This window comes from Syntrophorhabdales bacterium (genome assembly GCA_035541455.1).
GTDB lineage: Bacteria > Desulfobacterota > Syntrophorhabdia > Syntrophorhabdales > WCHB1-27 > JADGQN01.
This window is the reverse complement of sequence record DATKNH010000058.1, coordinates 1-23,242: the sequence shown is the minus strand read 5'-3', so window position 1 is coordinate 23,242 and position 23,242 is coordinate 1. Positions and strand designations below refer to the sequence as shown.

19 protein-coding genes and 1 tRNA gene are annotated in these 23,242 nt (G+C 54.6%); 6 read left to right on the top strand and 14 right to left on the bottom strand.

Annotated features, from left to right (window positions below):
• Positions 1 to 267: 267 nt before the first annotated feature.
• The 12 genes from ychF to VMT71_06150 form a co-directional block, all read right to left on the bottom strand.
• Entirely contained in the window at positions 268 to 1,356 is a 1,089-nt protein-coding gene (gene ychF, locus VMT71_06205; GenBank protein ID HVN23543.1) for a redox-regulated ATPase YchF, read from the bottom strand.
• Positions 1,357 to 1,450: 94 nt separating this feature from the next.
• Positions 1,451 to 1,999: an aminoacyl-tRNA hydrolase gene (gene pth, locus VMT71_06200; protein ID HVN23542.1), complete on the bottom strand. Its 549-nt coding sequence runs from the start codon at positions 1,997 to 1,999 to the stop codon at positions 1,451 to 1,453.
• Positions 2,000 to 2,674 carry a 50S ribosomal protein L25 gene (locus VMT71_06195; GenBank protein ID HVN23541.1) on the bottom strand — a complete coding sequence of 225 codons (675 nt, stop codon included), beginning with the start codon at positions 2,672 to 2,674 and terminating at the stop codon, positions 2,000 to 2,002.
• Positions 2,675 to 2,693: 19 nt separating this feature from the next.
• On the bottom strand, positions 2,694 to 3,632 hold the full coding sequence (locus tag VMT71_06190; protein HVN23540.1) for a ribose-phosphate pyrophosphokinase: 939 nt from the start codon (positions 3,630 to 3,632) through the stop codon (positions 2,694 to 2,696).
• A 23-nt stretch (positions 3,633 to 3,655) separates the two neighbouring features.
• Positions 3,656 to 3,727, bottom strand: a tRNA-Gln gene (locus tag VMT71_06185).
• Between the two features lie 7 nt (positions 3,728 to 3,734).
• Positions 3,735 to 4,010, bottom strand: coding sequence for a septation regulator SpoVG (gene spoVG, locus VMT71_06180; protein HVN23539.1), 276 nt, complete (start codon positions 4,008 to 4,010; stop codon positions 3,735 to 3,737).
• A gap of 12 nt (positions 4,011 to 4,022) precedes the next feature.
• Complete coding sequence (gene ispE / locus VMT71_06175; GenBank protein HVN23538.1) at positions 4,023 to 4,859, bottom strand: 4-(cytidine 5'-diphospho)-2-C-methyl-D-erythritol kinase; 837 nt, start codon at positions 4,857 to 4,859, stop codon at positions 4,023 to 4,025.
• Entirely contained in the window at positions 4,856 to 5,458 is a 603-nt protein-coding gene (locus VMT71_06170; GenBank protein ID HVN23537.1) for a queuosine precursor transporter, read from the bottom strand. Before VMT71_06170 ends, ispE begins: the two co-directional genes overlap by 4 nt.
• A complete protein-coding gene (locus VMT71_06165) occupies positions 5,459 to 6,940 on the bottom strand; it encodes an Rne/Rng family ribonuclease (protein ID HVN23536.1) in 1,482 nt (493 codons plus the stop codon).
• Positions 6,903 to 9,206 (bottom strand): TIGR03936 family radical SAM-associated protein, encoded by a 2,304-nt coding sequence (locus tag VMT71_06160; GenBank protein HVN23535.1) that lies wholly within the window; start codon positions 9,204 to 9,206, stop codon positions 6,903 to 6,905. The genes VMT71_06165 and VMT71_06160 overlap by 38 nt, the downstream gene beginning before the upstream one ends.
• 69 nt (positions 9,207 to 9,275) lie before the next feature.
• Positions 9,276 to 10,634, bottom strand: coding sequence for a phosphomannomutase/phosphoglucomutase (locus tag VMT71_06155; protein ID HVN23534.1), 1,359 nt, complete (start codon positions 10,632 to 10,634; stop codon positions 9,276 to 9,278).
• Positions 10,635 to 10,650: 16 nt separating this feature from the next.
• A complete protein-coding gene (locus VMT71_06150; GenBank protein ID HVN23533.1) occupies positions 10,651 to 11,610 on the bottom strand; it encodes an ROK family protein in 960 nt (319 codons plus the stop codon).
• Positions 11,611 to 11,799: 189 nt separating this feature from the next.
• On the opposite strand from VMT71_06150, the gene VMT71_06145 reads away from it, so the two are divergent.
• Positions 11,800 to 12,450 (top strand): TIGR00730 family Rossman fold protein, encoded by a 651-nt coding sequence (locus VMT71_06145; GenBank protein ID HVN23532.1) that lies wholly within the window; start codon positions 11,800 to 11,802, stop codon positions 12,448 to 12,450.
• Between the two features lie 309 nt (positions 12,451 to 12,759).
• On the opposite strand, the gene VMT71_06140 is transcribed toward VMT71_06145, so the two are convergent.
• Entirely contained in the window at positions 12,760 to 15,648 is a 2,889-nt protein-coding gene (locus VMT71_06140) for a hypothetical protein (GenBank protein HVN23531.1), read from the bottom strand.
• 563 nt (positions 15,649 to 16,211) lie between these two features.
• On the opposite strand from VMT71_06140, the gene VMT71_06135 reads away from it, so the two are divergent.
• Together VMT71_06135 and VMT71_06130 are read left to right on the top strand one after the other, a co-directional pair.
• The gene (locus tag VMT71_06135) at positions 16,212 to 17,789 is read left to right on the top strand and encodes a PAS domain S-box protein (GenBank protein ID HVN23530.1); all 1,578 of its coding nucleotides are present in this window, start codon (positions 16,212 to 16,214) and stop codon (positions 17,787 to 17,789) included.
• Between the two features lie 216 nt (positions 17,790 to 18,005).
• Positions 18,006 to 18,398, top strand: a complete 393-nt coding sequence (locus VMT71_06130; protein HVN23529.1) for an NUDIX hydrolase — start codon at positions 18,006 to 18,008, stop codon at positions 18,396 to 18,398.
• Here the strand turns inward: VMT71_06130 and VMT71_06125 are convergent.
• Positions 18,373 to 20,238, bottom strand: a complete 1,866-nt coding sequence (locus VMT71_06125; GenBank protein ID HVN23528.1) for an ATP-binding cassette domain-containing protein — start codon at positions 20,236 to 20,238, stop codon at positions 18,373 to 18,375. The two genes, VMT71_06130 and VMT71_06125, sit on opposite strands and share 26 nt — an antisense overlap.
• 490 nt (positions 20,239 to 20,728) lie before the next feature.
• On the opposite strand from VMT71_06125, the gene VMT71_06120 reads away from it, so the two are divergent.
• The 3 genes from VMT71_06120 to VMT71_06110 form a co-directional block, all read left to right on the top strand.
• On the top strand, positions 20,729 to 21,946 hold the full coding sequence (locus VMT71_06120; GenBank protein HVN23527.1) for a homocysteine biosynthesis protein: 1,218 nt from the start codon (positions 20,729 to 20,731) through the stop codon (positions 21,944 to 21,946).
• A 153-nt stretch (positions 21,947 to 22,099) separates the two neighbouring features.
• Positions 22,100 to 22,735, top strand: coding sequence for a thiamine phosphate synthase (gene thiE / locus VMT71_06115; protein ID HVN23526.1), 636 nt, complete (start codon positions 22,100 to 22,102; stop codon positions 22,733 to 22,735).
• Positions 22,728 to 23,242, top strand: a 515-nt coding sequence (locus VMT71_06110) for a thiamine-phosphate kinase (GenBank protein ID HVN23525.1), incomplete at its 3' end; no start/stop codon positions are given. The genes thiE and VMT71_06110, both read left to right, overlap by 8 nt.

The following is a 23,242-nucleotide window of genomic DNA, read 5'->3' as shown; positions in this document are numbered from 1 at the left end:
CGATGGCCACCTGGACAGGGCTGAATTCGAGCAGATCCGCCTACCGTAGAGAAGGGTCTTAGGGTTCTAGGGTTCGAATAAGGACTTGATCTCTCTTGCTTTTGGTTTCTTGCCGACAGTGCGAATTCGTATGAGGACTGTTATACCAATTCGGATTCAAGAGGGAGACCGAGGCGGCAGCGAGGAGTCGACGCAGACGTACTAGTGTACGTCGAGGATAGTGCGACGCAGCGACAACGAAGGTATACGCTTGAGGCCGAATTGGTATCACACGTTGAAGCGGATGTGAAGTATGTCGCCATCCTGCACTATATACTCCTTTCCCTCAACGCTTACCAGGCCTTTCTCGCGAGCTGCGTGCTCTGAGCCGCACTGTACAAAATGCTCATACGATATGACTTCGGCTTTGATGAAGCCTCTCTGCATATCGGTGTGTATCTTGCCTGCGGCAGCATACGCCGTGGTGCGTCTCGGGATGGTCCATGCTCTCAGTTCTTTACCCACCAGCGTGTAGAATGTGATAAGATCAAGGATTGCATAGCCTGCCGCGATGACTCCTTCTATGCCCCGTTCCTTCATGCTGTAAAGTTCCATGAAGGAGGCCATATCCTCGGCGGGAAGGGAGGCAAGCTCCTCCTCGAGCCTTCCGCAGATAGGAACCACCGGTCTACCCCACCGCCCCAGGAGCCCCTTGAAGCACACGGGTCCCTCGCTACCCATTTCCTTCTCATCAATGTTGGCCACGTAAAAAAGCGGCTTCGTTGTAATGAGGCCGAATGATCGTGCGAGTTCCTCCTCTTCCAGGGCAAGACTCTCTTTACTGATGAATTCTCCGCGAGACAAACTCTCTTTGATTTTAAAAAGAAGCTGTTGCTCCCCTTCATGCTTCTCTTTGGAGACTTTGGCAAGCCGTTCCAGTTTGGTGAGTCGCTCCTCAACGATGTCCAAATCAGAGATGAGGATCTCAGTCTCGACGACATCCGCATCACGTGCAGGATCGATATCCTCGTAAACGTGGGGTATGTTCTCCGCCTTAAAGCAGCGCACCACGTGGGCTATGGCATCCACAGCCCTGATATGACCAAGGAATTTGTTCCCGAGCCCTTCTCCCTTGTGCGCGTCTTTGATGAGCCCTGCTATGTCAACAAACTCTATTGACGTCGGCGTGACCTTCTCCGGTTTGACCAATCGCGCGAGCATGGCGAGACGCGCATCAGGAACAGGTACAATGCCCATATTCGGTTCAATGGTGCAGAAGGGGTACGGCTGAGCGGCGACACAGAGAGAGGTGAGCGCGTTGAAGATGGTCGATTTTCCGGAATTGGGAAGTCCTATGATGCCGCACGAGAAACCCACGCAAACCCCCGTTACAAACCAAAACTGTTAACGAGTTCCGAGTTCCGCAACGCCATGTTTTTTGCCTCTAACCCGCAACTCGCAACAGGTTTGTTTAACTTCTGTTGTACAGGCTCATTGCCTTTGCCGGGCTCTCTGTCACGAGCGTCTGGAGCGCATCTACCGCCGTGTCCAGGATTTCGGACAGAGGTTCCAGTTCTTCTTTCCTGAAACGTATGAGCACGTACTCCTCCGGTGAAAGCACGGGGTCCCGACCTATGCCCACTTTAAGCCGGTGAAAGAGGGGAGAGCCGAGCAGTTCGATAACGGACCTTACGCCTTTGTGACCGCCGTCACTGCCGTTCCATCGAATCTTGATTCTGCCGAAGTCCATGTCAAGATCATCGTGGATGAGAATAAACTTATCGAGGGGAATCTTCTTCTTTCTGAGAAGTGATGCCAGCGGCCCGCCGGACAGGTTCATATACGTGTCCGGCTTGGCCAGGATAAGATCACTTTTTTCTCCGAGTATGCACCCCGAAGCCTTTTTGTTCATCGGGATCCCGAAGCGATCAGCGTAGCGATCTACAACGAGGTAGCCGATGTTGTGTCGCGTATACTTGTATCCCGCACCCTTATTGCCCAGGCCGCAAAGCAGGAACAACTACGCTTTCTCCTTCTCCTTCTCCTTCTTCTCCTCCTTCTTCTCCTCCTTCTCTTCCGCAGGGACGGCCGCTTCCTCTCCGGCCGGTGCTGCAGCCTCTGCCGGTTTCTCCTCTGCCTGCGGCGGTGTCACACCCACGACCGCTACATCGGGAGGTGCAAGGAGCTTTATGCCGGGCAGGCTGATCTCGTTGACGTGGACTGAATCGCCGATATCAAGGGCGGATATATCAACGTCGATCTTTTCAGGAATCTGTCCGGGAAGGCTTTCCACCATGATGCTCCTGAGGTGTTGCTCGATGACTCCGCCTTTTACAACACCTACGGGGTCGCCAACGAGATGGATGGGCACTTCAACCTGGACTGCGCGCTCCATGGACACCTGTAGAAAGTCTATGTGCAGGACCACGTCGCTCAGCGTCGCCCGTTGGAGATCCTTGAGCATGACGGGTCTTTCTTCCGCGTGGTCGTTCCGTTTCAGTTCCATTTTGATAATCGTGTTGCTTTTTACTCGTCCTTGCAGGTTTCGCCATTCTTTTGCCGATACACGCAACGGAAGGGGTTCCACATCCTTACCGTAAAGAATAGCCGGGATCACGCCCTCCCTCCGCAGCCTGCGAGCGACGTTCTTGCCGCCCTGCACTCTGGATTCCGCCTTTAAGCGTATTTCTTCCATGAGATAACCTCCTCCTTAGTTACACAAATAATGAGCTGACCGATGCGTCGTCGTGAATTCTCTTGATGGCCTCGCCAAGGATGGGTGAGACGTCAAGCACCTCGAGGCGCTGCAATTTGTCAGCTTTTTCGTGAAGCGGGATAGTGTTCGTTACTACCAGCTTGTGCAGCTTTGAACCGTTAAGTTTTTCTATGGCATTGCCTGAAAGCACTGCGTGGGTGCAGCCGGCATACACCATCGACGCACCATCCTTGCTCAGCGCCTCTGCGGCCTGCACAATGGTGCCGCCAGTATCGATCATGTCATCGAGAAGGATGGCCACCTTGCCCCGTACATCACCGACTATGTGCATTACTTTCGAGACGTTGGCCTGTTCTCGCCTTTTGTCTATAATTGCGATCGACGCATTCTTCAACCTCTTGGCAAATTCCCTTGCCCGCTCGACTCCTCCCGCATCGGGTGATACCACCACAATCTGTCCGCCGATGTTGCCGAAGTACTCGAGCTGCACAGGCAGGGCGTAAAGATGGTCAACGGGTATATCGAAAAAGCCCTGGATCTGCCCGACGTGCAGGTCCATGGCGAGAATTCTCGAAGCACCCGCGACCTCCATCAGGTCAGCCACAAGCTTAGCCGATATTGGAGCCCTCGGCGTGACCTTGCGGTCCTGTCTCGCATACCCGTAGTACGGCATAACGACGGTGATGCGCGCAGCCGACGCTCTTTTCATGGCATCGAGCATTATCAAGAGTTCCATAAGGTTTTCGTTGACAGGGGGGCAGGTAGACTGGATGAGAAACGTATCCATGCCGCGCACGGACTCTTCGATTTCAACCTGGATCTCGCCGTCGGAGAACCGGCCTATCTTTGCTTTGCCGTGTTCTACGCCGAGGAATTGGCAGATCCTTTCCGCGATTTCCCTGTTTGCACTGCCACTAAAGATTTTCAGTTTATCCACTGACTACCACCTCCGGAGAAATGCTGGGGTGGGAGGATTCGAACCTCCGAATGCGGGCTCCAAAGGCCCGTGTCTTACCGCTTGACGACACCCCAAAGCTCGTCAGACTATCGGTGTTCCAATCATCCCGGCCTGGCTGTGAAACGCTTCCAGGACCCTTGACTCGATCATCTCCCTCATGTCGCTGTTTAAAGGATGGGCCGTATCGCGGTACGAACCGTCCTTCATCTTCTTGCTCGGCATGGCCACGAAGAGCTTTGTGTCTCCGTCTATAACTTTCAGGTCCCTCACGATGAAGCATTGGTCGAACACTATGGATGCGTATGCCCTCACCTTTTTCTCGTTCACGGGATAGATCTTGACGCCGGTGATCTCCATGTCTCCCTCCTGCTATCGACTGTGGGCTACGAAGACATTTCCTAAACCACGTGCTTTTTCTGCAGCTTCCCGCGCATCCCCTTCGCTTTCAAACACCCCAAAAACCGAGGAGCCACTCCCGCTCATCAGCGAACCAATGGCCCCCGCGTTTTGTAAGCTCTTTTTTGCGATATGTACTTCAGGATGAAGAGAAAAGGCGACTTTCTCCAAGTCGTTCTCCAACACCCGGGCGACATCAAAAACCGTGTAAAACCGTGGAAACAATGTAACTTCATTTTGAGCCGATGTCAATGGGATTTTTAAACCCTCATATACGTCTCTTGTATGCAAAGCTATACCGGGGTAGACGATGACGTACCACATGTGAGGCAATTGAATTGGTGTGAGCTGCTCCCCGATGCCTTTCATGATGCATGATTTACCGTACAAAAAGAGCGGAACGTCTGCTCCGATCTTTGCGCCGATCTCAAAAAGGGCGGAAGGCATGACCGGCAGGCCCCATATGTCCACCAGAGCGCGGAGAGCCGCTGCCGCGTTGCTGCTCGGACCGCCAAGCCCGGCGCCAATCGGTATGTTTTTCTCGATGAAGAACCGGGCACCTCGTTTGACGCGGTAGGTCTCCTTGAGGAGCATAGCCGCTCTGTAGACGGTGTTGGGGTGTCCGGAAGGTAGAAGACGCTTGTCATCCTCCACAATGACAAGATCATCGGCCAATTCCTCTACGTGCAGGGTATCTTCAAGGGAAATGAGATCGACGATGCTCACAATATTGTGGTAACCGTCGGGCCTTCTCCCCAGCACCTTGAGAAGGAGGTTTACCTTTGCCGGTGAGGAATAGGTGCGAATCACGGGACTGCCCCTCTGACCATCCTGCTCCGCAGCGATGGGATATAGATCAAGGGCAGGCTGAGCAATGTGATGCACATCTTGATGTAGTATTGCCCCTTGATAAGCGGAACGATCGGCATGGTGCCGTAAAAGGCAAGGGAGATGAAGACGGCGCTGTCCACAAACGTGGAGGCCACGTTGCTTGCGAGCACCCGCGACCACTTCCATCGTTGTACGCGACTTCGCCACAGGTGGTAGATTTCAATGTCGACGAGGGAACTGGCGAGATAGGCTGTCAGGCTGGCGAAGACAATTCTCGGCGTGGAACCGAAGACCACCTCATAGGCATGACTCTCTGAAAAAAAAGAGGGAGCAGGAAGGTGGACCACAAGGTACGAGTATACCGCCAGGAGAATGTTGGCCAGGAAGGCGGCATAGACGACCATGCGTGTCCCTCGCCTGCCGTAAATTTCATGGATCAAATCAACAAGCGTGAACGTCAGGGTGTAGACGAAGACCGCCGAGGGCACAATGATGCTCCCCAGCTGCACCGGCCTGCCGGCGGTTACATTTGCTATGATTTCACAGGCGACGTAAAGTCCGACGAGTACCAGTCCCACTCAGTACACCCCTTCTACGTTGAAATTCTCGATCCCCAGGGCAGGATCTGCAATGATATTGAATTTCGTTCCGAAGGTTTTTTCCAGATAGTCGAGGGAGGCCTTTTCTTCTTCGTACAGAAGCTGAGCCACCTCGGGCGCCAGGTGGATGTTCAGCTGTTTTCCTTCCTGTTTCCTGCAGGCGCTTCTCAGCGCGCGCAAGACCTCGTAACAGACGGTGAAGCGCGATTTGACGTAACCCGACCCTTCGCACGTGGGGCATGATTCGCTGAGCATGCTCACAACATTTTCCCTGGTCCTCTTCCGGGTGAGTTGCACGAGCCCCAGTTCACTGATCGGGTAGACAAAGGTCTTGATCCTGTCTTTTTTCAGCGCATCAATGAGGAGCTGTACAACGCTTTCGCGCGATTCCTTCCTTTCCATGTCGATGAAATCGACGATGATAATGCCGCCTATGTTGCGCAGCCGTATCTGGTACGCAATTTCTTTAACGGCCTCCAGGTTGGTCTTGAGAATTGTATCCTCCAGGCCTCTTCTGCCCAGGTACTTGCCTGTGTTGACATCAATGACGGTTAACGCTTCCGTATAGTCGAACACTATGTAGCCGCCCGATTTCAGCCAGATCTTCTTATAGGCGAGCTTTGCGATTTCGATTTCGATCCGGTAATAATCGAATATGTCCTCCCGTTCATCGAAGTGGGTGACTTCGCACTCCTCTTCCGGCAGGTTATCTTTCAGGAATTCCTCGATTATTTTGCAGACGAAGATGTCGTCGACGATGATCTTCTTGAGGCTGTGAGAGTGCAGGTCCCGTATCACCCTGAATATCATGCCGAGGTCCTGGTGAAGTATGCGGGGGGCGCGTGCTTTCTTGCCCTTTTCCTGGACGCCTTCCCAGATGCGCCGGAGAAAATTAAGGTCGGCCTCCAACTCTTCCGGGCGCTTTCCTTCACACGCTGTCCTGGCAATTAGCCCGTATCCTTTCGGGGTCAGATCTTTGAGGATTGTAGCCAGCCTTTTGCGCTCCTCCTCTCCTTCTATGCGCCGGGATACGCCTATGTGCTGGCTTCCGGGCATCAGCACCAGGAGCTTTCCGGGTAAGGTGATTCTGGACGTTACCCGGGTACCCTTCTGGCCGATAGCCTCTCTCGACACCTGTACGATGATCTCCTGCCCCTCTTCGAGCACACCCTCTATGCGTTCCTTTGGCTCAACGGGGGAAGCACTCTCTTCGAACTCCTCGTACATACCCGCGTCTATGAGCACATCCGCCACGTAGAGAAAAGCCGACTTGTCGAGACCGATGTCCACGAAGGCGGCATCCATCCCCGGCACCACCCTTGCCACCTTGCCTTTGTAGATGTTGCCTACGATGCTTTTGTCGTTCTTTCTCTCCACGAAGAATTCGACAAGAAGACCGTTTTCAAGGAAAGCGATCCTTGTCTCATTGAAGGTTACGTTGATTATCAGTTCCGCCGCCATTAATCCTTTTCTCCTCTATGCGTATGATTCTCTCAAACTGTGCGGATTGCCAGAGAGTCTTGATACCCTGCCCCCGCCAGAGCGTAAAAAGTTTCTTTCCTGCGCTCCTCCACGGAATGCCCTCGCGGACGTCATCTCCTTTTTTCGAAACGAGGAGGTATACGTCGCCCCTCTCATGCACTTTCATGCCGCCTTCCGCTAACTCCAGCACCTTCAGTCCTCGAGGCAGATGGCTGTTAATGAGATTGATGGTGCGCGTCGGCTCTACGGGAGGCGCAGCGTCGACTTCTATCTCCGCAAGCTCGCACATGCTTTCTACGCCGAGCGGAAGGGCAGGGGAGAGCGAGATGCGGGGCTTCGGATGGTATTTCCCGTGAAGGCGAAGACGCAAGTGCGAAGCCCTCAGGGCTCGGAGCAACAGGGTGACCGTGTCGAGATGCCCTATGTACCGCGCGTCGCCGTACTTGCCATACCTCAGCGTATAGGTGCTGTGCCTCTGCGGCTGAAGCGCTTCCGGGGGGCCCTCCTCCAGGGTTATTGCACGCTCGAGCGTGCTCCCTTCGCGCTTTCCCGGAGGGCAGAATAGTCCGCAGCCCGCACAGAAGTCGTAGCAGGTTTCTGTCCTTATACCTGTCTCGGCTCTGTGCAGTTCCTCGCGCATGAATGAACGGTCCACCCCGGTATCGATGAAATCCCACGGCAGAGGCCCATCCATAGCCGGCCCGGCAAGTAACTTCTCCCTCACTTCGTCATGCCGGCTGAGCCACGCTTCGTAGAGATCGGCTCTGAAAAACTCGCTCCACGCCTCCAGCCTCACGTGTTGCTCATGCAAAGAGAGGAAGAGAGGCGTCAGGCGCTCATCTCCGCGGGCAATAAGGGCCTCGGCCATTGCGCGCTTGATGTCTCGGAATCTCAGCTTGACTCCTCGCCGCGGCAGGTTCTGCCTGATGATGGAAATCTTCTCCTCCAGCACTGCCTGGGAGTCCATCGGCACCCATTGAAAAGGGGTGTGCGGCTTAGGGGTCAGGGGCGATACAGAGAGGTTGACGTCGATCCGCTGACGCACGAACGGCTCGATCACCTCGCGGATAGCAAGCAGGTCCGCTTCGGTCTCCCACGGGAAACCGATCATCACGTAGAGCTTCACGTTGCGCCAACCGTATTTCCGTAGCAGAGGCAGCTGCCTCAAAAAAAGGTCCAAATCCATGCTCTTGTTCAACCTGTCCCGAAGGCCGGGCGATGCCGCCTCAAGCGCGAAAGTAAATCCGCCCCGTGCGCCCTCTCCGAGGAGCCGTATGTTCTCTTCACTCACGCTGCCTATTTTGAGAGAAGGAAGCGAAACTGAAACGCCTTCGAAACGGGACCTTACATGGGACAAAAGCTCGTAGAGATGACTGTAATCCCCCGAGCTCAAGGAGAGCAAAGAGATTTCCTCATAGCCTGTTTGGCCAAGCGCTTCTCTTATTATCTCGGTGAGAACTGCGACGCTTCGCTCCCTGTAGGGCCTGTAGCCGAACCCCGCCATGCAGAATCTGCATCCGTTGCCGCAGCCCCTGGAAATCTCCACGTTCAACCTGTCGTGAATGCTGCTCGCCACAGGAATGGGCGGCCGGACAGGATGGTACGAGGCATCCAGATCGTCGACATAGAGCCGCCTGACGCGTTCCGCGCCCAGAAGCGGCGCATATACGCCGTCCACTGCGGCCAGTTCCTGTACCATTGTTGCTCTGGGCAGGCCTTTCATCTTCCCGAGTCTTACGAGCAGGTCCTTAATGACCGATTCCGCCTCGCCTACCACGAGCAAGTCGAAGAAGCGCTCAAAAGGCTTCGGATTGAGCACGAGCGGGCCTCCGCCGATTATTATCGGGCCCGCATCGCGCTCGGCCGCATCCAGCGGAATCGACGCGAGGTCGAGCATGTTCAGCACGTTGGTAATGTTCATCTCGTAGGTGAGCGAAAAACCAACGAGGTCCATCTGGGAAAGGGGCGTCTTCGACTCGAGGGTGAACAGGGGGATGTGCTGCTCCCTCATGTACGTTTCCATGTCGTGCCACGGTGCGAAGCAACGCTCGCACCAGACCCGGTCCATGCTGTTGGCAATCTCATAGAGAATGAAGAAACCATGGTACGACATGCCGACTTCATATATATCGGGATAGCAGAGGGCAAAACGTACGTCGACGGTCTTCAGGTCTTTGTGAGGGGCGTTTGGCTCGGTGCCGATGTAGCGCCCGGGCTTCATGACGTGGCGGGGGATATCAAGCATGCAAAACCCAGTCAAAAAAGTGAGACGTGAGCCGTAAGCCGTGAGCAGCGGGCCTTAGGCCGCGGGCAATCACTCCCGCTCCTTCATGATGCGCTGAAGATCGTTCATGACCATCCGCTGGATTCGCTCCAGCCCCTGCTGCGTGTCCGCTTCAAAACGCAGCACAAGGATGGGTTGCGTGTTCGAAGCGCGCACGAGCCCCCAGCCGTCAGGCAGTACGACCCGCACGCCGTCGATGTCGATGACGGGAAACTTCTGCCGGTAAAAGTCTGTCAGCTCTTGCACCAGGCCGAACTTCACATCTTCCGCGCAATCGACTCTGATCTCCGGCGTGGAGAACGTCTTTGGAAGATCGCTCAGGAATTGAGAGAGGGGCGCATTCCGCTTCCCCATGAGTTCAAGAAGACGCAGTGAGGCATAGACCGCATCATCGTAACCGAAAAAATTGTCGGCAAAAAACATATGTCCGCTCATCTCACCGCCCAGGACAGCATTCACTTCTTTCATCTTCTTTTTAATAAGCGAGTGGCCTGCTTTCCACATTACGGCTTTCCCGCCGTTCTTCTCTATGTCTTCGTAGAGGTTCTTGGAGCATTTTACCTCTGACACAAATGAGGCTCCCTTGTGGGCTTTCAGGATCTCCCGTGCAAAAATGATCATCAGGTAGTCACCCCAGATGATGTTTCCCTTTTCGTCGATCACGCCAATCCTGTCGCCATCGCCATCGTAACCGATGCCCAGGTCTGCACCGGTATCGAGCACGGTTTTCTTGAGAGCTTCCATATTTGTTTCGACGGTCGGGTCAGGAAAGTGGTTCGGGAAATGGCCGTCCATATCGCAAAAGAGAGGGATCACTTCCTGTCCCATCTCTTCCATGATGGGGCAGGCAACCACGCCGGCAGTGCCGTTGCCGGCGTCGACCGCTACCTTCAGTTTCCTGTCGAGGTGCAGATTTCCTCTCAAATAGCTGTAGTAGTCCGCAACAATGGTGGGATATTGGCTGCAGGAACCATTACCCTGTACAAACCGTTTCTGCTCGATGATATCGCCCAGCGACTGGATCTCGGGGCCGTAGAGTGTTGTTCTATCAAACGCCACTTTGAAGCCGTTGAACTCCGGGGGGTTATGGCTTCCCGTCACCATGACGCCGCCTTCGGCGTTCAGCTTGAAGAGGGAAAAGTAAAAGAGCGGCGTGGGCACTACACCCAGGTCGGTCACATCGAGGCCGCCCTTGACCATTGACTCGACGAGAAGGTCCCTGTAATGTTCCGAGCTGAGCCTGCAATCCCTGCCGATGGTCGCGACTCGTTTACCCCGCTCCTTCATGTAGGTCGCCAAAGCCTTGCCGATGTCTGACACAACGTCGTCCGTGAGGTCTCGCTGCACGTTGCCTCTGATGTCGTATTCCCTGAATATCGATCTATTCATCGTTCCGTCCTTTTTCTTACTCGTCAAGCAAGTGGGCTGCACCCAGCAGCGGCGCGTCATTCCCCATTCTCGCACGTTCGATTTTGAGTCCTGCAATGGAGGCCGGCATGGCCCGTCGTTGCATGACGAGCCTGGCTTCGTCGATCAGTCGCTTTGTGCCGGTCACAACCCCTCCACCCACAATGATCAACTCAGGGTTGAGAAGATTGGCAATGCTTTGAAGAGCCGAGCCAAGGTACTCAACGACCTCTGTCCATAACCGGTTGCAAAGTGCATCTCCGAGGAGATTGCCTTCTTCCAAGCGGGTCACAGTGGCGTTCTCTATTCGGCCTTCGACGATCTCCCAGAGCTTCCCACGGTAACCTTCCGCGAGGTACTGCCTCAATCTTTTCTCGATATACGAGCCGCCGCAGTATGCTTCAAAGCAGCCTTTGTTGCCGCATTGACACTGGTAGCCGTGCGGGTTAAGTGTGATGTGGCCGATTTCGCCCCCTACACCGCGAGAGCCCCGGTAGAGCCTGCCTTTCAAAATCAGGCCGCCGCCAACGCCCGTACCCAGGTAAAGAGCAACGATGTCGGAGCCCTCTTTGTGAAATCCAAACCTCCATTCGCCGTAAGCCGCTGCGTTTACGTCATTCTCAATTAGGGTACGGATACCGGTAGTTGCCTCCACGTCCTCTTTGAGCGGAGCATCTGTCCATTTGAGGTTCGGCGAGAAGATGACCTTCTTTGTCCTCTGGTCGATCTGGCCCGCGCAGGCTATACCCAGCCCTTCTATATCCTTCGGGTCCAGGGAGGCCTCCGAGAGAAGAGCGCTCACGAGACTGGTAATCTGATCTTTGACCGCGGGATAACCTTTGTCCGCTGCTGTTTTGATCTTTTTTCGAAAGGTGACGTGGCCGGACTTGCTTACGAGCCCTGCAGCGATCTTGGTGCCCCCGACATCAATGCCTATTCTCATCGTTTCTTTTTTCATGGTGAAGTGCGACACCCTTTCGATATGCGCAGAGGCTCTGAGGTGCGAGCTCTCTTCACGCAGAGACGGTCAGGACCCCGCACGTTCGCTGATGATTGATTTGACCGGTGCGGTTTTCCTTTGACATGCAATTTGCATCTTACATATTATATGTGAAACTCCTAAATCTCAAGGCCAAAAGGATAACACATGGAAAAGCAGTACATGCTTGATTACATCACACTGAAGGATTCGTGGCGTCTTTTCCACATCATGGCAGAATTTGTCGAGGGCTTCGAGAACCTCTCGGATGTGCAACCCGCAGTCACCGTGTTCGGCAGCGCCCGGGCGCAGAAGGGAGACCAGCTATACAGCACAGCTTATGAATTGGCCAGGGTCCTCGCCCGCAACAAGTTCAACCTGATCACGGGTGGCGGGCCCGGCGTCATGGAAGCCGTAAACAAGGGCGCGAAGGAAGAAGGGGTGAAATCTATCGGCATCAACATTGAATTGCCCTACGAACAAAAACCGAATCCCTTCATCACCGTGCCGTTGAGCTTCAAATATTTCTTCATCCGCAAGGTAATGTTCATCAAGTACGCAATTGCCTATGTCGTGCTCCCCGGTGGATTCGGGACGCTCGACGAATTCTTTGAGGCCGTCACCCTGGTGCAGACCAACAAGATACGACCTTTCCCGGTCATCCTCGTGGGCTCTGATTTCTGGAGCAGCCTTGTTGAGTGGATGGAAAAGAGCATGGTTGCACGAGGCACAATCTCGAAGGAAGAGATGGGGATATTCAAAGTCATGGATGATCCTGAGGAGATCGCGGCGTATATCAAAAAATTCGTAATCCTCTAGTCGCCGTTTTGCCTTCAAGCGTATAGCGTCATTGTCACTGCGCCAGTCTCCTCTCGCCACCCGTGTAGACGTGTCTGCCCCGCTTGATAAACAGTTGCTCACGGGTGCCCGGCAAAAACGGTCCTCGCTGCTTCCTCGCCCTACATCCCCGAGTTCCGTGCGTACACCAATTTCACCACTCTCGCTCACCTTGTTTTAGGCGGTTCTCCGAGGTGTGGCAGTTCCTGTGCCGTGTCGATTGCGGCAGAATTGCGACAAACATCCAACACCGGCCTCCAGCAGGTACGTCCTCTTGAAGGCGGAGCCGGCTTAGAGACCGGCCCATGCCTGCAGACTATAAATCCGAAGAACCGGTGGCGCCCCCAACTCGCTCCCCGGATACGCATAATATGCCGTACCTTCAAAGCGATACTGGAATCCATATTGCCCGAACATCTGCCGTTCTGATTCTGAGATAGTAAAGATATGCGTCCCAGCGACGGTATCGAAGAAGCGGTAGACCGGCAATGTACCGGGCTGGCTCGTGCTGTAGCCATACCAGGTGATGCCTTCATAGCGGTACCAGGGCATTGCCTGCATGACTCCGTTCTTTTCCTCCTCTGATATGGTGAAGAAGTGCGTTCCTGTGCGCGTGTCATAGAAGCGGTAGACAGGCGAAGTACCCGGCTCGCTGGTCCCAAACACATAGTGTGAGGGGCCCTGATAACGGTAATCGGGTCGCGTAAGCTCGATCGTGTCCTTTTCCGCGTCGGAAACCGTATAGAAATAGATGCCCCTCGTCATCTCGTAAAAAAGATGGACAGGAGTGGCAGAGGGCTGACTCGTCGGGTAGACGTAGTATGCGATGCCTTCCAGACTCCAGTTAGGCAAGGACTGGATGAGCCAATCTCTCTCGTCTGCCGACAGCGCGTAATAGTGGGTACCGGTTGTTGAATTCAAGAAACGGTAAACCGGCAGGGTGCCGGGCTGGCTCGTGCTGTAGCCATACCAGGCGATGCCTTCATAGCGGTACCAGGGCATTGTCTGCATAACTCCGTTCTTTTCCTCCTCTGACATGGTGAAGAAGTGCGTTCCTGTGCGCGTGTCATAGAAGCGGTAGACAGGCGACGTACCCGGCTGCATTGCCTCGTAAGCATATGCGGCGATGCCTTCATAACGGAAATTAGAGAAGAATCCGATCGCCATATCTTTTTCAACAGCGGAGATCGTGTAGAAGTGCGTACCGGTACTCATGTTATAGAGGCAATAAACGGGACTTGCCGGCACTGCGGTCTGCATGTAAGCCGAACAGCTCGCCGACGTGCCGCCATTCGATCCCTGGCAGTTCCAGGTCCACGGCCCGGTACCGCTGACCGTACTCGCGGTGCCCGCGGTACAGAGGTTGCTGCTGGGCGCCGCAGTGAAGGCCCCGCCATTGGATGAGCCGCACTGGCCATTGATTGGTGTCACACCGCTGGACTGAATGATAGCGCCGAAGTCCCCCACAGCCACGAAGGTATTGTTGTCATAGCCGATCCCATAAAGAGGAACCGTCGTAGCGGAGATTGGGGCCCAACTGGTCCCGTTGGGTGAGGTGAGGATGGTTCCAGCGTCCCCCACGGCCACGAAGGTGTTGTTACCGAACACAACCCCGTAAAGGGTATCTGCCACACCGGAGGTCCCCGGGGTCCAACTGGTCCCGTTGGGTGAGGTGAGGATGGTTCCAGCGTCCCCCACAGCCACGAAGGTGTTGTTACCGAACACAACCCCGTAAAGGTTATCTGCCACACCGGAGGTACCTGGGGTCCAGCTGGTCCCGTTGGGTGAGGTGAGGATGGTTCCAGCGTCCCCCACGGCCACGAAGGTGTTGTTACCGAACGCAATCCCGTGGAAGGCGCCTGCCACACCGGAGGCATGTGGGGTCCAGCTGGTCCCGTTGGGAGAGGTGAGGATCGTACCGCTTGAACCCACGGCCACGAAGGAGCCGTTACCGTAAGTAAGCCCATACAGGACTCTACTCGTGCCCGACGTCGCGGGTGTCCAACTGGTCCCGTTGGGAGAGGTGAGGATCGTACCGCTTGAACCCACAGCCACGAAGGAGCCGTTACCGTAAGTAAGCCCATACAGCAGCCTACTTGTGCCTGAGGTTTGGTTGGTCCAGGTGACCCCGTTGGCAGAGGTGAGGATGGTGCCGCCTAAACCCACAGCCAGCAAGGTGTTGTTGCCGTAGGCGACCCCATAGAGGGGGTTCGTTGGGCCCATGGTTTTCAACGTCCAGGCGCCCCCACTGTCCGCAGACGTGAGGATGGTGCCGATATCACCTACGGCCGCGAAGGTGTTGTTGCCGTACGCGACGCCGAAAAGCGGTCTGGCTGTGCCCGAGGGACTCAGGTTCCAGGTGACCCCGTCGGTGGAGGTGAGAATGGTGCTGGCAAGGATACCTCCTCCCATCGCCACAAAGGTGCCATTGCCATACGCGACTGCGTACAGGACATCGTACACGTCCGGGTTTCCGCTCCAGTTCCAGTTTACCCCGTCGGGTGAGATGAGGACGTCACCCAGCTCACCGACCGCCACGAAGATACCGTTGCCATAGGTGACGCCGTAGAGGATTTCTGTTACTCCCGAGCCTCTTTGGTTCCATGTCACGCCGTCGGCAGAGGTGAGGATGGTGCCCGTCGTTCCCACGGCCACGAACGTGCTGTTGCCATAGGTGACGTTGTTAAGGGCTTCTGTCACTCCCGAGGTCCGGCTGGTCCAGCTAACCCCGTCGGCAGAGGTGAGGATGCTGCCCGTCGTTCCCACGGCCACGAAGACACCATTGCCGTAGGTGACCCCGCTGAGCGTTGTTGTCACCCCTGAGGTCTGCCTGATCCAGCTAACCCCGTCGGCAGAGGTGAGGATGGTACCGCTCCAACCCACGGCCACGAAGACACCATTGCCATAGGTGACCCCGCTGAGCGTCGTTGTCACCCCCGAGGTCTGCATGGTCCAGGTGCCCCCGTTATCGGAAGAGCTGAGGATGGCGCCGACATCACCCACGGCCACGAAGACGCCATTGCCGTAACCGACGCCCGTGAGTGGGTTACCCTGCGGCAAAGGGTTTCTCCAGTGCCACGCGTCGAGAGGGTCGGCATAGGACAAACCAGCATGGGAGAAAAGAAGGCCGTAGAGAAGCAATGTACAGGCGGAGAGCAGACTGCAAAAACGCTTTTTCATAGTGGACTTCCCTTCAAATAATCAGTTTTTAGACAATCCCATTTCTTCCCCGACGAGGGCTTTAGTCTATTGGCAATTGAAATAAGATTGCCGCGTGGCCGAAACTGAGGATCGGTCCACCATGGACAGTCTAAATTTCAATCCTCACGTCGCAACCAATATGCCAGATTGCTTTCCTTATCGGAAGTTTTGAATACGTTGTAAATACGAGGTCTTATACATTTACAGCTGCATCGAAACAACAGTATATATATTGCAGAACTGCAATAATTTACATTTCAGATGACTACATTATATTGCATAATTGCAATAGAAGGCAGGCAGAGGCATCTGAATGTTCTGCAAATCCTCGCACTCGCCATGAAAGAGCCTAATCGGGTGGTGCCTTTACTAAGGGAGGCCAACCGAGCTTCGCGTCACAATCCTCACGACAGTACCCGCAAAAGAATTTAAGTGGATTGCCGTTGTCTTTGAACATTACCGCTTGGTCTTCCTTTGAGTATGACTTGCCGGTTCCCTTATGTTTCACAATAGGCACAAGAATTGCATAAATTTCAGGTACCATGAATCCTAAAGGATTTCTTACCGGACGCGGCGGTTCCACCTCCAGGGGGACAAACGCCGCGTTGCTCTTCGGCGAGGTTGAGGAGAAACCGGAGAACAAACCGAAGCAAGCACTCATAAACGAACTTACCAGCCTCAGGCAGCGAGTCAGAGAGCTCGAAGGCCTTGAGGCCAGCAGAACCTGGACCGAGAAGGCTTTGAGAGAAAGCGAGCAACGTCTCCGCCTTCTCCTGGAGAGCACGGAAGATATCATTGTCGCCATGCTCGATGTGCATGGGCGGTGCCTCTATTACAACGGCCCGAGCCGGTACGCGCTGAAGCCCGAGGATGTCATAGGAAAGACAGCAGCCGATTTTCTTGACCCCACGATAGCCGCCAGCGTTCTGGTGAGAGTCAAACATGTCGCCGCCACGCGCCAGAGTCTCAACTTCGAGCAGAAGGTCCCGTGGCGCAGAAAGACCATGTGGTTTCTCACGCAGATTTCTCCTGTCGTGGATAAGACCGGCGACGTCTCGGCGGTTGTCTTCTTTGCCAGAAATATCACGGAGCGGAAACGCGCCGAAGAGTCCCTGCGCCTGGCCAACATGCTTCTCGAGAGAACCTTCGCGAGCCTCAAGGAAGCCGTTTTCGTCATGGACCAGTCGGCTCACACTATCATCACCTGCAACAGCGCGGTGGAGGAGATCTTCGGCTACAAGAAAGAAGAGGTGATGGGTAGAACGCTCGGATTTTTGCATCAGAGCAAAGCCGACTATGACGTGTTTTACAATCGTCTCTCGTCGGCGCTCGTCGGTGAAGGGCTGTTTAACGCGGAGTTCCCGGCACGGCGTAAAGACGGGACGCTCATTATCACCGAGTGCACGGTGACCGAAACCTCAGATGATTCCAGCGGACGGGCTGTACTGGTTATCGTCGTCCGGGACATCACTGAGCGAAAGCGGTCGGAAGAGCAACTGAAAATTGCTCTCAAAGAAAAGGAAGTACTGTTGAAGGAGATCCATCACCGTGTGAAGAACAACCTCGCAGTCATATCGAGTCTTCTCAACATGCAGTCGAAGTACATCAAAGACAAGAAGACGCTTGAAATCTTCCGCGAGAGCCAGAACCGGGTCAAGACCATGGCGCTCATCCATACAAAACTTTATCAGTCAAGCGATCTCGCGCAAATCGATTTCGCAGACTATATCCGGAAGCTGGCCGCCGATCTTATCGACTCGTATCGTCTCGAGCGGGATTCGGTTGTCCTCCTTCTTGACGTGAGGGATGTTTATTTCGATGTCAATGTTGGCATACCGTGCGGTCTTATCATCAATGAGCTCCTCACGAACGCCCTCAAACATGCCTTTCCACACGGCCGCAAGGGGGAAGTCAGTGTCAGGCTTACCCCTCGTGATGAAGGCGTAGCACTCGTTGTCTCGGACAATGGGATAGGTTTTCCTGAGCGTATCGATTTTCGCAACACAGAGTCACTCGGCTTCCAACTGGTGACCGCTCTTGTGGATCAATTGGGCGGAACGATGGAGCTTTCAAGGAACAACGGCACCACCTTCACCATCTCCTTCCCGAAGCAGGGCTAGTTAAAATTCTAAATCCGAATATCCAAATCCCAGACAAATCCCAATCTTCAAAATTCTCAAACCTGAAGGCGCGGCAGTCCAAACGCGTTCGGGACATTTGGTAGTGGGTAATTCGAGACCGTTTAGAATTTCGAGCTCAGGATTTAGAAGTTTTCTTCGAGGAACGCATTGACAAAGACCTTAATATGGTGGCACAAAAAGATAGGAGGCTGAAGCGTGATCTACGCTGCTGGCGGTATAGTCTGGAAAGATACCCCCGAGGGGCGCAAGCTTGCCGTGATCCATAGGTCGCGGTACGATGATTGGTCGCTGCCCAAGGGCAAACTGAAGGGGGATGAGACGTGGGAAGAGGCTGCTGTCAGGGAAGTGAAGGAAGAGACCGGCTGTGAAGTGCGGATAACAGGCTTTGCAGGCTCCACTTCATACCAGGCTAAGGGAAAACCCAAGCTCGTGTTGTACTTTGCGATGGAAGCGGTCAATGAGTGCCTGTTCACCGATACGTCAGAGGTGAAGGAGGTGCTCTGGCTTTCTCCAGAAGAAGCCCTCGACAAACTCGATTACGAGGTGGAGAGAGATCTGCTTTCTAAGTCTTTTGCTCCAACTCCTTGAACATTGTCTCAAATTCTTTTGACTTGAGATGTAGTTCAAGTGAGGCCTGCTCCAATTCCTCAAAAAGAGCTTCAATTTTCTTTCTGGACTCGTGGATCGAAATGGAAAGCGCAGCTATCGATCTTCCGGACCCTTGCTGCGACGCCCGAAGAAGGGTGGCATTGTCTTCCTTTACCTGCTCCTCGAGGGCAATTATCTGCGACTCAAGCTCACGAACGCGACTCTGAAGAGGCGTCAAGGCGCGTGAGCGGTTGCCGATGATCTCCGCGCGGATCCTTCGCAGGTCTCTTCTTTCTGATTTCTTTCTTTGTATTTCAGGAATGCGAGACGTCTCGTTCGGCGCAGTCTCTTCGTCTTTCCAGCCGACGCGGTCGAGAAAGTCCTGGTAGGTTCCTTCGAACAGCCAGGGACGATCGCCGTCGAAAACCACGAGACGCGTGGCGACTGCATGGAGTACCATCTCGCTGTGCGTGGCAATCAGCACAGCACCCGAAAAGGCATCCATCGCATCGATCAGGGAATCTATAGACTCCATGTCCAGGTGGTTTGTGGGTTCATCCAGCAGTAGCAGATTGACGGGAGTAACGAGAAGCTTGGCCAGCAGCACGCGGCTCTTTTCCCCGCCTGAGAGCACCCCCACCTTCTTCAGCGCTGCGCTGCCTTCGAAAAGCATGGCACCGCAAATGTTGCGGATAGTATTAGGGCTCAACTCACCGTTCACCGAGAGCACCTCTTCCTGAACCGTGTTGTCGGGATCGAGCCGGTCGATGTTCGTCTGGCCGAAGTACGCGCTCTTCAAATTTTCGTGGAAGGTTACAAAGCCATGCATCGGTTTCAGTTCTCCCGCCAGAAGATTGAGAAGCGTGGTCTTACCCTTGCCGTTCTTGCCGATGATGCCTATGCGGTCCTTTCTCCCGACTGCCATGCTCAGTTCGGAGATAAGCGGAGATTCCTCGCTGAAAGAAAAAGATATCTCATGGGCCTCGAGAACCCATTTTCCATGGAAGGGAGCATGAGGGAACTCAAAATCAAGGTTACGCGGCTTGTCCAGTTTCTGTAATTTCTCTTTCTTCTGGAGGGAGCGGATGCGCGACTGGACAGCACGGGCGCGGGTCGCCTGTGCACGGAATCTATTTATAAACTCTTCCAGTTCCTTCCGTTTCCTCTCTTCATGGACCCGCGTCTTCTCGTGGATCTCTTCTTCGAGCACTATCTGTTCGTAGAGTTTACCCGTTGATCCCGAGACCTTGCGTATTTTGCGGCGATGGATACCCATGGTGTGGGTTGTGACGCTATCCATGAAGGCCCGATCATGGGTGATCAGGATAAGCTCATTCTTCCACTCGCGCAGAAATCTGGTCAGCCACCGCACGGAGACAATGTCCAGGTAGTTCGTGGGCTCATCCAGAAGGAGAAGGTTTGGCTGACCGGCGAGCACGCGGGCGAGGTTGAGCCGGATCTGAAAGCCTCCGGACAACTCCAGAGGATTACGCCCGAAGTCTGTTTCAAGGAACCCCAAACCAAGCAGGATAGCTTTGACTTTGTAAGACGTATCCCGTCCGTCATCCTCCTGCTTCAGGTCTCGGCATGCCTCTTCGAGGACTGTTTCTCTGCTGAAGTCCACGTGTTGTGAAAGATGCCCTAAGGTATAGTATTTGGGCGTGGTGATCGCCCCTGAATCGCACTGTTCTTCTCCGAGGAGCAGCCGGAACAGAGTCGTTTTTCCGCTGCCGTTCCTGCCCACGAGGCCCACGCGTTCCTGGCTGCTGACAGTAAACGTGACATTATCGAAAATCACGTGTTCAGCGTAAGACTTGGTGAGGTTTGAGACGGTGAGCACGCAGTTATATTATAGGTCCGGGGTGTATGGGTCAAGGGGCACCTTACCACATTACAATTATCAAGTTAAAAGGCTGGCTAGATGCCGATCCACGTAACGCACAAGTAATACTTGACAAGCCGAGTAGGAAATACTATAGTATCCCCACCTTCGTAGAGGAGCAATGAGAGGCTCACCACAACACCACAAGGGTATACGTTACCAAAACTCCCGCTCAAGGGTCAGCCTATGGATAATGCACGGCCCCGCCCGGGGCTAGCCATGGCACGTCAGCGACTGAGCGTGTGCAATAATCCAGCGCGACTCGAAGCCTCGCTTCATTCCTGACGTCCACCACCATCACACACGCTGCAGCAGCATCAAGAGCGATCTAACCAGAGCCGGATGGGCAACAGCTTCATGTATCGCTCGGGGCGAAGCAATAACGGAGAAAGGGCGCGGACCGGCAGCCGGATAAAAGAAGAGATAAAGCGAGATAAGGAGAACACAAATGAAAACCATAGAAGAGATAAACGAAAAGATACAGCAGGGCAAGGCGGTAGTCGTGACTGCTGAAGAGATGATTGGCATCGTCAAGGACAAAGGCGTCAAGGCGGCTTCCGAACAGGTGGACGTTGTCACCACCGGCACGTTCGGCCCGATGTGTTCCAGTGGATTGTTTATCAATCTCGGCCACAGCAAGCCCAGAATAAAACTGGGCGGCGGAAGTTGTTACCTGAACGATATCCCCTGCTATGCAGGGCTCGCCGCTGTTGACATTTACGTGGGCGCGACTGCGATTCCAGACGACGATCCCCGCAACAAGGTCTACCCGGGAGCCTTCAGTTACGGCGGTGGCCACCTGATCGAAGACTTTGTCGCAGGACAGGATATCAGGCTTGAGGCTCACGCCTACGGCACAGACTGTTACCCACGCAAGAAAATTGAGACCTATATCAACAAGGACTCGGTGAACGAAGCCTACCTTTTCAATCCAAGGAACAGTTACCAGAACTACAACATTGCGGTGAACCTTTCCGACAAAGTGATCTATACGTACATGGGCACCATAAAACCGAACATCGGCAACGCCAACTACTGCAGTGCGGGGCAGTTATCGCCCCTTTTGAAGGACCCGAAGTACAGGACCATAGGGATAGGAACGAGGCTTTTCCTGGGAGGCGGCGTCGGTTACGTGGCATGGCAGGGGACACAGCACAGCCCGGAGATCTTGCGCAGCCCTGACGGGCTCCCGCGGGCCCCCGGCGGCACACTCGCGCTGATAGGAGATACGAAACAGATGAGCCCTGACTACGTGAAAGGTGCGAGCTTCACTGGCTACGGCGCCACGCTGATTGTGGGCGTGGGTGTGCCCATACCAATTATCGATGAAGAGATGGCTTACTTCACCTCTCGCACCGACGCTGATCTTTACACGCAGATCGTCGACTACAGTGACGATTATCCCAACCGCGTTGCCAGGAGCCTTGGCGAGGCAAGTTACGCGCAGCTTAAGTCAGGTAAGATCGTGATAGAGGGCAAAGAGGTGCCGACCTTTCCCATCTCCAGTTACTCGAAGGCGCGTGTCATTGCCTCTGCGTTAAAAGAATGGATCGTCTCCGGAAACTTCCTGCTTACGAACCCCGTAGCGCCCCTGCCTGGCGCGGGGTCGGGCATCAAAATGAAAGTACTCGAGGACAGGCAGGTGCTGAAGGAGAAGACCGCATAGGTGCGGCTCGGCCGACGCGATCGCGGACGCCGTTCTTCAAGGCTGCACTGCCAACCATTGTCAAACAGGCGGGAGAGAAACCTCCCGCCTGTTCTACTCTCAACGAGCAATACTTTTTTCATTGCTCCATATCGGCTATAATTAGAAGCTCGCATGAAAAAGAACATAGGAAGATTTCACGTCATCACCGACACTGTGCTGCAGACCTGTCGTTCACACGCAGAGCTTGCAGCGCTTGCTATAGCGGGCGGTGCGGATACCATCCAGTTGCGGGAAAAGGGCGGATCGACCAGGGAGATGATCCGCGCGGCCGAGCAGATGCAGGGATTGTGCAGGAACGCCGGAGTGATCTTCATTGTTAATGACCGTGTAGACGTGGCGATCGCGTCCGGCGCTGACGGCGTTCATCTGGGGCAGGATGATTTTCCGATTCCCCTGGCAAGGAAGCTCCTCGGAGATAAGGCTATCATCGGCGGCTCGGCAGGCACCATGGAAGAAGCACGGAAGTGTGTCGAGGAAGGGGCGGACTATATAGGATTTGGACCGGTCTTCCCAACAGGATCAAAGGCAGACGCCGGCCCCGCAAGCGGGCTGGATCTTCTGGAACGCATCGTATCGACCATCCCTTTGCCGATCGTCGCCATAGGCGGCATTACCACCTCAAATACCCCGCTTGTCATGAAAGCAGGTGTACACGGCATTGCAGTGATCTCAGCGGTGTGCTGTCAGGACGACCCCGCACAGGCCGCCAAGTGCCTGCTGGCCTGTATCGGAGAGCCGCATGCCTGAGACGGTTAGCGACATAGGCGAGTTCGGGTTGATTGCAAGAATCAGCGACCTGATCGACAGGGAGGGCGTCCGTTCTGATAGAGTCACCCTAGGCATCGGCGACGACACCGCTTCCTTCCTGCCGCGGGCCGGGTACGAAATCCTGGTCACGTGCGATGCTCTCGTCGAAGGCAGACACTTCCTGCTGGAGCGCATCAGTCCCTTTGACCTGGGAAGTCGCGCGATGACGGTTAACATCAGTGACATAGGAGCCATGGGCGGAAGGCCCGTGTATGCGCTTGTCTCACTGGGGCTCAAGGCGGAGATGTCTGTCAGCGATGTGGAAGAGTTGTACCGGGGATTTCTCGCCGAATTGAACCCGTTCAATGCTGCGGTTATCGGTGGCAACCTCACCAGGTCGGGGAACGGTATGTTCATCGACGTCACGCTCATAGGTGAGATTAAGCGGGGAAGAGGAGTACGCCGCTCGGGCGCGAAAGCCGGGAATGCCATACTCGTCACAGGGTA

What these genes read in the sequence shown, in the direction of transcription:
- VMT71_06195 (HVN23541.1), bottom strand. Translation starts at nt 2,674, where the DNA reads ATGGAAGAAATACGCTTAAAGGCGGAATCCAGAGTGCAGGGCGGCAAG.
- spoVG (HVN23539.1), bottom strand. Translation starts at nt 4,010, where the DNA reads ATGGAGATCACCGGCGTCAAGATCTATCCCGTGAACGAGAAAAAGGTG.
- VMT71_06165 (HVN23536.1), bottom strand. Translation starts at nt 6,940, where the DNA reads ATGGCGGCGGAACTGATAATCAACGTAACCTTCAATGAGACAAGGATC.
- VMT71_06160 (HVN23535.1), bottom strand. Translation starts at nt 9,206, where the DNA reads ATGCTTGATATCCCCCGCCACGTCATGAAGCCCGGGCGCTACATCGGC.
- VMT71_06155 (HVN23534.1), bottom strand. Translation starts at nt 10,634, where the DNA reads ATGAATAGATCGATATTCAGGGAATACGACATCAGAGGCAACGTGCAG.
- VMT71_06150 (HVN23533.1), bottom strand. Translation starts at nt 11,610, where the DNA reads ATGAAAAAAGAAACGATGAGAATAGGCATTGATGTCGGGGGCACCAAG.
- VMT71_06145 (HVN23532.1), top strand. Translation starts at nt 11,800, where the DNA reads ATGGAAAAGCAGTACATGCTTGATTACATCACACTGAAGGATTCGTGG.
- VMT71_06140 (HVN23531.1), bottom strand. Translation starts at nt 15,648, where the DNA reads ATGAAAAAGCGTTTTTGCAGTCTGCTCTCCGCCTGTACATTGCTTCTC.
- VMT71_06135 (HVN23530.1), top strand. Translation starts at nt 16,212, where the DNA reads ATGAATCCTAAAGGATTTCTTACCGGACGCGGCGGTTCCACCTCCAGG.
- VMT71_06120 (HVN23527.1), top strand. Translation starts at nt 20,729, where the DNA reads ATGAAAACCATAGAAGAGATAAACGAAAAGATACAGCAGGGCAAGGCG.
- thiE (HVN23526.1), top strand. Translation starts at nt 22,100, where the DNA reads ATGAAAAAGAACATAGGAAGATTTCACGTCATCACCGACACTGTGCTG.